The sequence below is a fragment of the Actinomyces sp. SKVG-SVH-4(1) genome (genome assembly GCF_048514265.1).
Taxonomy (GTDB): domain Bacteria; phylum Actinomycetota; class Actinomycetes; order Actinomycetales; family Actinomycetaceae; genus Actinomyces; species Actinomyces oris.
The window spans coordinates 50,843-59,287 of sequence record NZ_JBGEVE010000009.1 but is presented as its reverse complement, the minus strand read 5'-3'; the positions used below and the strand labels follow the sequence as shown (position 1 = coordinate 59,287).

Genomic DNA, 8,445 nt, shown 5'->3' with positions numbered 1-8,445 from the left:
GACAAGATGCGCGTTGGGGGACAGGAATTCGGTCCCCGACGGCGTCGATTGTCCCCGTCGGTACAGGAATGTCCCCGTCGGTACTGGAGTGTCCCCGCTGGTGCGGGGTGTCTCCTGGTGGGGGCGTTCTCGAGTGGCCGGGGACATTCTGCGCGGCTGGGTGCGTGTTGTCTCGGGCGGGGACAAGATGCGCGTTGGGGGACAGGAATTCGGTCCCCGACGGCGTCGATTGTCCCCGTCGGTACAGGAATGTCCCCGCCGGTACTGGAATGTCCCCGGCGGCGCAATGATTCCGCGGTTCAGGTGACGTTATGAGCGCCTGGATATCCTCTTTGTCACCGATATGGACATGTGCCGGGGTGAACCGGCTCCCGGAGCACGGCCGGAGATGACGATCGGGTTCCACATCGCTCCTGATCGCGGAGGGAAGGAGAAGGCATGACTGCCCAGCGCCACCATGACTCGGGTGATGGCTCTGCCGATGACCTCGCCGAGGGTGCCCGCACTGACTCCTGCGGGTGCGCGCATGCGGATGTCGGGGCCACAGACCCGGTTACTGACCCGGCACCCAAGGAGGGCGCGGCCGCTGGGGCCGGCGGCACTCAAGGGGAGGAGGAGTCGGCGCCCGTCTCACCCGGACGCCTGGAGGCCTTCAGCGACGGGGTCATCGCCATCGCGATCACCCTGCTGAGCCTGGAGATCAAGCTGCCCGACGGCGGCGGGAGCCTCCTGCACTCCCTGGCCTCCCTGTGGCCCAGCTACGTGGGCTTCGTCCTCAGCTTCCTCCTGGTGGGGCAGGTCTGGCTCAACCATCACGCCATCTTCGTGCGGGTGCGCAGCGTCGACCAGTGGATGCTCATCTGCAACCTCTTCCTCCTGCTCGACGTCGCCTTCCTGCCCTTCGCCACCTCGGTCCTCACCCGGTCCCTGGAGTCCGGCCACGACGAGCGCACGGGCGCCGTCTTCTACGGGATGGTCATGGTGGTCGGCGGGTTGTTCTTCAACGCCCTGTGGCGGGCCTCCATCCGGGACCGTGGCCGCCTGCGAGCAGGGGTATCCGAGGCGGAGGTGCGCTCCATGACCCGGCGCTTCGCGATGGGGCCGTGGCTCTACGCACTGGCCGCGCTGCTGGGGATGGTCAGCGCCTGGCTGAGCGTGGTCACCTACGTGGCCCTCATCGTCTTCTACATGGTCGGCCACCGGCCGCGGCGGGTCAGCCCAGCAGGAGACTGAGGGCCACGTACACGCCGGTGCCGCCGATGAGTGACAGCCCGATGGAGCGCCGCCACAGGTGCAGACCCGCCGTCGCTCCGATCCCGGCGGCGGCCGGCAGCCAGCTCGACGGCGACAGGCCCACCCCACCCAGCGTGTAGGCCACCAGGACGATCATGACCCCCAGCGGCATCGCCCGGGACAGGAAGGCCAGCACCGCACTGTCCTGACGCCCGCGCAGCAGCACGAAGGGCACGATCCGGCACACGAAGGTGATGACGGTGACGACCACGACGGCGACTGCGATCTGCGGGTTGGTGAGCATCAGCTGTCCCTCCGCCCGGGCTCCGGCGCGCTTGCCCCGGGGCGGCGGCCGCGCCAGGCGTACAGCCCCACCAGGCCGACGGCGAGGATCACCAGCGCGGTCAGCAGTGCCGCCGATCCACCGATGGCCAGGCCGACCCCGCCGGCCACCAGCCCCACGCACAGCACCCCGATATCGGGGTGATTGCGCCAGTTCTCAATGGCCAGGACCACGAACAGGGACGTGAGCACGAAACCGAGCAGCTCGATGCGCTCACCCACCACGGAGGCCAGCGCCGTGCCGGCCAGTGCCCCGACGGTCGTGCCCGAGACCCAGGAGGCGTGGCTGATCGCCTCCACGCCCACCAGGTAGCGCCCACTCATGGCCCGCCGGTCGCGCGCCGCCAGCAGCGCGTAGACCTCGTCGGTGATCGCGTGGACGGCGTAGAGGCGCGTGAGCGCCCTGCCACGCACCCGCTCCAGGGGGAAGCCCAGCCCGTAGAAGACGTGCCTGCCTGAGACGAAACCGGTGGACAGGGCAATGGCCGCCAGCGGCTCGCCGCCACCGGCCAGCGGCACCAGCAGCATCTGCATGGTCCCGGAGTAGATGACCAGGCTCCACACCGGCGCCCACCACCAGGCCAGGCCCTCGGCGACCAGCAGCATCCCGGCCGCCAGCCCCAGCGTCACGTATCCGACGACGATGGGCACTGCGTCCCGGGCCGCATCGGCGAGGGTCTGCATCCGCCGAGCCGACGGCGCTCCTGCCTCTTCGGCCCCGGAAGGCGTCGGGGTGGTGTCGGGATCAGTCACGCGGGCCGCGGCCCTCGTCCTGCGTGCGCTGCCCGGACCGGCGAGCCACGTGGCCGACGACGGCGACCATGATCGTGAGCACGCCCATCAGGATGAAGCGGCCCGAGAGGCCGTCGTCCATGACGTAGGTGGACAGGGCCTTGCCCAGGTCGGAGTGGGCCTGAAGCCGATTGACCGTGGGCCCCAGGATCGACTTGGTGACCCCCGGCATGAGGATGAAGGGCAGGCCGATGACTGTGCTGAGGGCGCCGACGACGAAGGCCCCCAGCGAGGAGCGAGAGATCATGAACAGGGCGGCGGCGCAGGCCGCGGTCCCGCCCAGGATCTCCAGCGCGCCCATCGGGGAGGCGGCCGAGGGCCAGGCCGAGGGGTTGCCGCCGGTCAGGGTGGCGGCGCCGTCGTGCACGAGGAACCAGGCCAGAGGGAACAGGACGATGGCGATGAGCACCCCGGCCCAGTGGGTCTCGACTCGCGAGCTCGGGGCGCTCAGTGCGCTGGCGCCCTTGAGGAGGATCGCGTCGTCCTCCTCCTCGGCGCCGGTCATGGCCATGGCGGCCTGCCGGGCCCGCGAACGGCCGCGCTCCTCCGGGTCGTCGCTCTGACCGGCGTCGGCGCTCGCGGACAGGCCCCGGGCGGTGGGGGCGGCTGCGAACCAGTCGGGCGTCTGCTGCGGGGAGGGGGCCGACGGCGAGGCTGCCGGGGTCGGGCGGTAGTCCCGGGCGCTCGTGGCGGCGGGGGCCGGTGTGCTGGCAGGCACCTCGGGGCGGTCACTGGAGTGCTCGATGTACGGGGAGGCGGCGGCCCGGGGGGCTGCTCCCAGCCCTGCGCCCATCCCTTCCGTTGAGGCGGTGGGGGACGGGGTACCGGAGGAGAAGGCGGGGTGGGCGGAGGGCGCCGCCCCGGTGGAACGCGCCGAGGGGGCGCTGGCGGCGGAGCCCGTCCGGGCCAGCTGAGCCGCGGGGGTCGCCGGCCAGGACGGGGCCGAGGGGCGGTTGTCCGCCGCGGCGTTCACCGGCGCTGCCGCCTCCGGCTCGGCCGGTGACGTCGATGCGGGCACCGATGGCGCCGAGGTCGCTGACGGCGCTGACGCCGGCTCCTGCGGCTCGGCCCCGGGCCGGCTCGATGAGGCGGGCTCCGGCGAGTCCGCTGACGGGGCGGCCGGTGTCGTCACGGTCGCCGACGGCGCGGCGGGAGCCGCGAAGGCCGCCGAGACGGCGGGGGCCTCGATGGGCGCGAAGCCGTCATCGGTGTTGTCGACGTCCTCAACGTCCTCGATGGCGGCTGCGTCGGCTGCTGCGGTCGTGTCGGTGGGCGTCTGGGAGGCGGAGGCCGGCGGGACCGGCCTCCAGGGCTGTGCGGTGGGGGCTGTCGGGAAGGGAGCCGAGGCGGGCTCCGAGGTGGCGGCCGGCTGCGCAGCCTCCTTGGCAACGTTCTCAGTAGGCTTCTCGGCACTGTCCTTGGAGTCCTCGTCGGCATCGGATGCCTGCTCGGTCTCGCCGGCCTCGCCGGTTTCCGCGTTGTGCTCGCCGTCGAAGCCATCGATGTCGTCGACGTCGGTGTTGTCAGTGTCGTCCAGGCTGACGGCGGCATCCGCGGTGCTGGTTGCGGCGGAGGGGGTCGGCGGGGTGGCGTCCGTGATCCCATTCGAGGCTCGGGCCGCACCGGTGGCCACCGAGACGGGTACGGCCCTCACGGCCGGGGAGCCGGTCACGGGGGTGGGGATCGCCGGGGTCTCGGGGGTGCGGTCGTCGTCCACGTCCGGGCCTTCGAGGTCATCGCCCTCGGCTGAGTCCTCGATGTCGTCGACGTCCTCAAGGTCCTCGACGTCGTCGAACGCCTCGAAGTCCTCAACCTCGATGCGGCCCTCCGACACTGAGGCGGTCTCGGCGATCTCGGCGGTGTCGGTCACGGAGGCGGGTCCCTGCGCGACCGCGGCCTCTGTGGTTGCAGGCGCGGTGGCGGCTGCCGTGGTCGGTCGGTCGGCCGGCCGGCTGAGGGGCTCGGCGCTGACCGTCGGGGCCGGCGCCTCGGTCTCGTCATCCACATCGTCCATCGGGGCGGGCGACGACGTCTCCGGGGCGGTGACGGCCGAGCCGGCGGAGACCGTGGAACCGGTGAGGACTGCGGCGGGTTCAGGAGCCGTGGTCGTTGTGGCCTCGACGGCGACCGGTGTCTGTTCATCGTCCACCTCGTCGCCCACCTCGCCGGGCTCCGACGGCGGCGGAATCGACGGCGGCATCCCGGCGGCCTCAGCGGTCCTGACCGTCGGCGCGACGGCCTCGTCGCTGCGCGTCACGGTCTCGGACGGCGTTGGAGCTGCCTGAGCGCCCGCGGCAGTGGTCTTGGTGGTCTCAACGGACTCAGCGCCCGCAGCGGCCTGGTCCCCGGCCGCGGGGAAGGATGCTTGCTCGCGGAGGTTGAGGGTGTCGCCCCCGTCGTCAGTGGCCTCGGCCTCCTTCTCTCCGGCCCCGTCGTGGGCTGCGTCATCGACCGTATCGACCGCCTCGACGGTATCGGCCTCGTCGGTGCCGGCACCGGCCGCAGCGGCCTTGCCGGCCGGTGCCTGAGGCGCGGGGGAGGAGGACTGGGAGACCCGGTTGGCCTTGCCGATGAAGCTCGCGAGGGAGGGCGAGGCGGCGGGCTGATCGGTCGGGTTGGCCGTCACCTCTTCTGAACGCTGGTCCGTGGCCTGTGTCCGCGCGGTGGGCGTCGACGTCGTTGGGGAGGACGGGGCGGCGTCGTCGGAGGCGAGGGGCGCCTGCGGCGCGGTGCGGTCTGTGTTGTCGGTGCTCACGAGGTCTCCTTACGCATGCACACGGTAGTAGGAGGGGGATGCCGGATGGGGCCGGTCATCTCCAGGACACGAATTCGGGCGTGGGCCCCTCAGACGCCGGAACGCAGCCTGGCCAGCGCGTTGGCGCGGCCCTGCCGGCGAGCCACATGTGCTCCCCAGCCGATCGCCATGAGCTCGATGCCGATGGCGGCGAGCACGACGGCGTTCGGGCCGTGCGGCAGGAGCCTGGAGACCAGGTGGCCGCCAGGGATCATACCGTTACTGAGCGTGGGCACCGCCGCAAGCACGAGAACCGGGCCGATGACGCGCGCACCGAGGGTTGAGCGGGCCGTCGAGGCGCCGGCCGCGGCCAGGGCCAGGAGGGAGACGAGGACGGCTGCGATCAGCAGCGGCCCAGTCTGGACACCGGGGGCGACTGCCCGCAGGTAGGCACGGGGCAGCAGAAAGGCCGCCAGCGCCAGCCCGGCGATGACCCAGGGCAGGGACAGGAGGTGGTCGCGGCGGCGCGAGGGCGGCGGCGTCGGAGTGGAGCCCACGGTCCGGTCGGCCTCGGTGAGGCGGAAGGCGGCGTGCCCCTGGGCCTGGCCGGCGCGGCGGGCCTGGCGCATCCCCCAGGAGCCACCCAGCCACAGGCCCGCCAGGGTGAGCATGAAACCGGTGCTGACGAGCTGCTGCAGCCAGGGCTCAGTCAAGGAGGCCGCGTGAATGGGGGCCAGGAAGACCATCGACTGGGCGGTCAGTGCGGTCAGTCCGGTGACGAGTGCGCCCAGCGAGGAGCGGCTGGCGAACAGCACGGCGGCGGCGGCGGACAGCAGGAGGAGGGCGCCGAGCAGCAGGCCGGTGCGCAGGATCGAGGTCTGGTCGGCGGCCAGGCCCAGCAGGGCGGAGGCGCCCAGGGAGAAGAGGACTCCGACGACGGCGGTGAGCACGTAGTCGGGGCGGCGACTGCGCGGTGGCCGACCCGATGCGCCAGGGGTCGCGGGCGGCGGGCCGGAGCCCGGTGCGTCATGGGAGGGGGAGTCACTCACCTGATCGAGTCTAGGGGGTGCGCTCGCCTCGTGCTGGTTTCCTCGGGATACGGGGCCAGGGGGGGGCGCCTGAGGGCGTCTGTGGCCGGCGATGACCGTGGTGTGCCACAGTGGGGGCGTGGTGCGAATGTCTGTGGGGATCGGTTCGTCGGAGCCCAGGGGACCCAGGGGGCCCGGGAGGCCCGTGGCGCGGGGCGTGACGGGCCGCCCCGGAACGCCGACCGACGGGTTGATTATCGGTGGGGTCGGCGGAGGTGCGCGGGCCGGGTCCTCCGCCGACGGCGCCCCCTCGCCCGAGGATCCGGCGCTGGAGGCGCTCAGGGTCGTGGCCGCCGATGAGCGAGTGCGCGCCGCCGAGGCTGCGGTGCGTGAGGCCTGCTCCGAGCTGCGCTGGAACGAGGCCCTGCGACGCCGGTGGCGCGAGGCCCGCGCCGAGGCCGCGATCCGGGGTGCCATCGCCTCGGGCGGCGTCGAGGGCGCGGTGGTCTCCGCTGAGGTCCTGCGCGAGCAGGTGGTCGCCGGCTCCCTCACCCAGGCCGCCACCGGAGACCCGGGCCTGGACGCCGTGGCCGGGCTGTGGCGCGCCGGGACCCGCCTGGTCGGCTGGATGCCGGACCTGGTGGGCCGGGGACGGCCGGTGGTGCCCCCGGCGCGCTCGCTGCTGGCGGCGCTGCACCGCGACGTCGTCGGCCCCCTGGCGGCCGGCGGCCGGGTGGGCCTGGGGGAGGTCGGTGTGCCGCGCGCCCGGCAGGTGCGTGCCCGGGAGGGCGGTCCTGGGGTCGCGCCGCAGGGCGAGGAGCTGGCGGTGAGGCTGGCGGGACTGGTCGATCTCATCGAGGCGCCGCAGGCGCCGGCGCTGGTGCGGGCGGCCATCGTGCACGCCGAGATGCTGGCCGCCCGCCCCTTCACCGCCGGGAACGCCGCCGTGGGGCGCCTGCTCGTGCGTCACCTCCTGGTGCGTGACGGGCTCGAGCCGACCGGTACGGCCGTCACCGACCTCTACCCCGGTCGGGTGCCGGCGGCCTACACCGAGGCCGCCGGGGCCTACGCCTCGGGCACCATGGACGGGGTGGTGGCCTGGGTGGTGTGGCAGGCCGAGGCGGTGCTCGCGGGGGTTCAGGAGGCCCAGCGCCTGTGCCGGGCGGTGCAGGCCGGCACCTGGCGGGCCGGGTGAGTCGGGCCGCCCAGGTGAGCCCGGACCGAAGCCCGGCCGGAGGACTCAGAGGCCGCGGGCGCCGCGCGGGCGGCGTCGAGCCATGAGCCAGGCAGCGGTGCCCCCGACGGCCAGCACGCCGGCCACGTGGGCGATGACCGAGGCCTGGGTCGACAGGCTCGGCGGCTCCCAGCGCGGCCGCAGCCGCACCGGGCGGGCGAAGTCGCGCACCGGCCAGTCCCGCTCCTGCGCCAGGCGCCGCAGGTCCCTATCGGGGTTGACGGCGACCGGATGGCCGACGGCGCTGAGCATCGGCTCATCGGAGATCGAGTCGGAGTAGGCCCAGCACCGGGCCGGGTCGATGCCGTGGGCGGCGGCGTCCTCGTGCAGCGCCACCACCTTCTCCGAGTGCAGCATGGAGCGGGAGATGCGCCCGGTGAACAGACCGTCCTCGCCGACCTCCATGTGGGTGGCCACCGCCCGGTCGGCCCCGACGAGGCGGGCGATGGGGGCGACCATCTCAGAGATGGAGGCCGAGACCACGACGACGTCGTGCCCGGCCCGGCGGTGGCCCTCAATGAGGTCGAGGGCCTCGGCGTAGACGGCCGGCTCGATCGCCGTGGTCAGGGCGCCCTCGACGACCTCCACCAGGTCCCGGCGGCTGATGCCGGCCGACATGAGGGCCAGGTGCTCCATGAGGCTGCTGGAGCGCTGGGTGCCGGCTCCCACCAGGAGGTAGGGGATCTGGGCGATGAGCCCGTAGGCCAGGGCGCGGGAGGAGATGAGGCCGCTGCGCCGCATCGGGGTCCCCAGCGCCCAGGTCGACGACGTCGCCAGGATCGTCTTGTCCAGGTCGAAGTAGGCCGCCGCACGGTGCCCGGTGGGGGCCGGCCCGGCAGGCGGGAGCTCCGGCGCAGCCGGTGGGGCGGTCGGTGCCGTCACTGGTGACGTCGCCGGCAGTCGGGAGGGGGCGCTTGCGCGGTCCTGCGCGCTCATGGACCCATCTCATCACGAGGGGAGCTCCGGTGTCAGGCGTGTGAGCCCCTCGGTTGCCTGCGTCGTCGCCGAGGCTGCCGCGCTGGGCGGCCCCGGGCCACGGTGAGGCGCGGTGGGACGCGGTGGGCGCGGGGCCACAGGCGTGC

General features: G+C 73.5%; 7 protein-coding genes. 2 read left to right on the top strand and 5 right to left on the bottom strand.

Going from position 1 to position 8,445, the window contains the following annotated elements; translation table 11 throughout:
- The first annotated feature begins 438 nt into the window (after positions 1–438).
- Positions 439–1,233, top strand: a complete 795-nt coding sequence (locus tag AB7V09_RS08750; protein ID WP_419143525.1) for a TMEM175 family protein — start codon at positions 439–441, stop codon at positions 1,231–1,233.
- Here the strand turns inward: AB7V09_RS08750 and AB7V09_RS08745 are convergent.
- The 4 genes from AB7V09_RS08745 to AB7V09_RS08730 all read right to left on the bottom strand — a co-directional run bounded on the left by AB7V09_RS08745 (position 1,214) and on the right by AB7V09_RS08730 (position 6,150).
- A complete protein-coding gene (locus AB7V09_RS08745) occupies positions 1,214–1,537 on the bottom strand; it encodes an AzlD domain-containing protein (protein ID WP_419143524.1) in 324 nt (107 codons plus the stop codon). The genes AB7V09_RS08750 and AB7V09_RS08745 overlap by 20 nt on opposite strands.
- Positions 1,537–2,259 carry an AzlC family ABC transporter permease gene (locus AB7V09_RS08740; protein WP_075379061.1) on the bottom strand — a complete coding sequence of 241 codons (723 nt, stop codon included), beginning with the start codon at positions 2,257–2,259 and terminating at the stop codon, positions 1,537–1,539. Before AB7V09_RS08740 ends, AB7V09_RS08745 begins: the two co-directional genes overlap by 1 nt.
- A 61-nt stretch (positions 2,260–2,320) precedes the next feature.
- Positions 2,321–5,122, bottom strand: a complete 2,802-nt coding sequence (locus tag AB7V09_RS08735; RefSeq protein ID WP_419143523.1) for a hypothetical protein — start codon at positions 5,120–5,122, stop codon at positions 2,321–2,323.
- 89 nt (positions 5,123–5,211) lie between these two features.
- Positions 5,212–6,150 carry a hypothetical protein gene (locus AB7V09_RS08730; RefSeq protein WP_419143522.1) on the bottom strand — a complete coding sequence of 313 codons (939 nt, stop codon included), beginning with the start codon at positions 6,148–6,150 and terminating at the stop codon, positions 5,212–5,214.
- Between the two features lie 196 nt (positions 6,151–6,346).
- Here AB7V09_RS08730 and AB7V09_RS08725 point away from each other — a divergent pair, with 196 nt between their 5' ends.
- Positions 6,347–7,324, top strand: a complete 978-nt coding sequence (locus AB7V09_RS08725) for a Fic family protein (protein WP_419143521.1) — start codon at positions 6,347–6,349, stop codon at positions 7,322–7,324.
- A 45-nt stretch (positions 7,325–7,369) separates the two neighbouring features.
- Here the strand turns inward: AB7V09_RS08725 and AB7V09_RS08720 are convergent, their stop codons facing one another.
- A complete protein-coding gene (locus AB7V09_RS08720; protein WP_419143520.1) occupies positions 7,370–8,299 on the bottom strand; it encodes an HAD family hydrolase in 930 nt (309 codons plus the stop codon).
- Positions 8,300–8,445 lie beyond the last annotated feature (146 nt).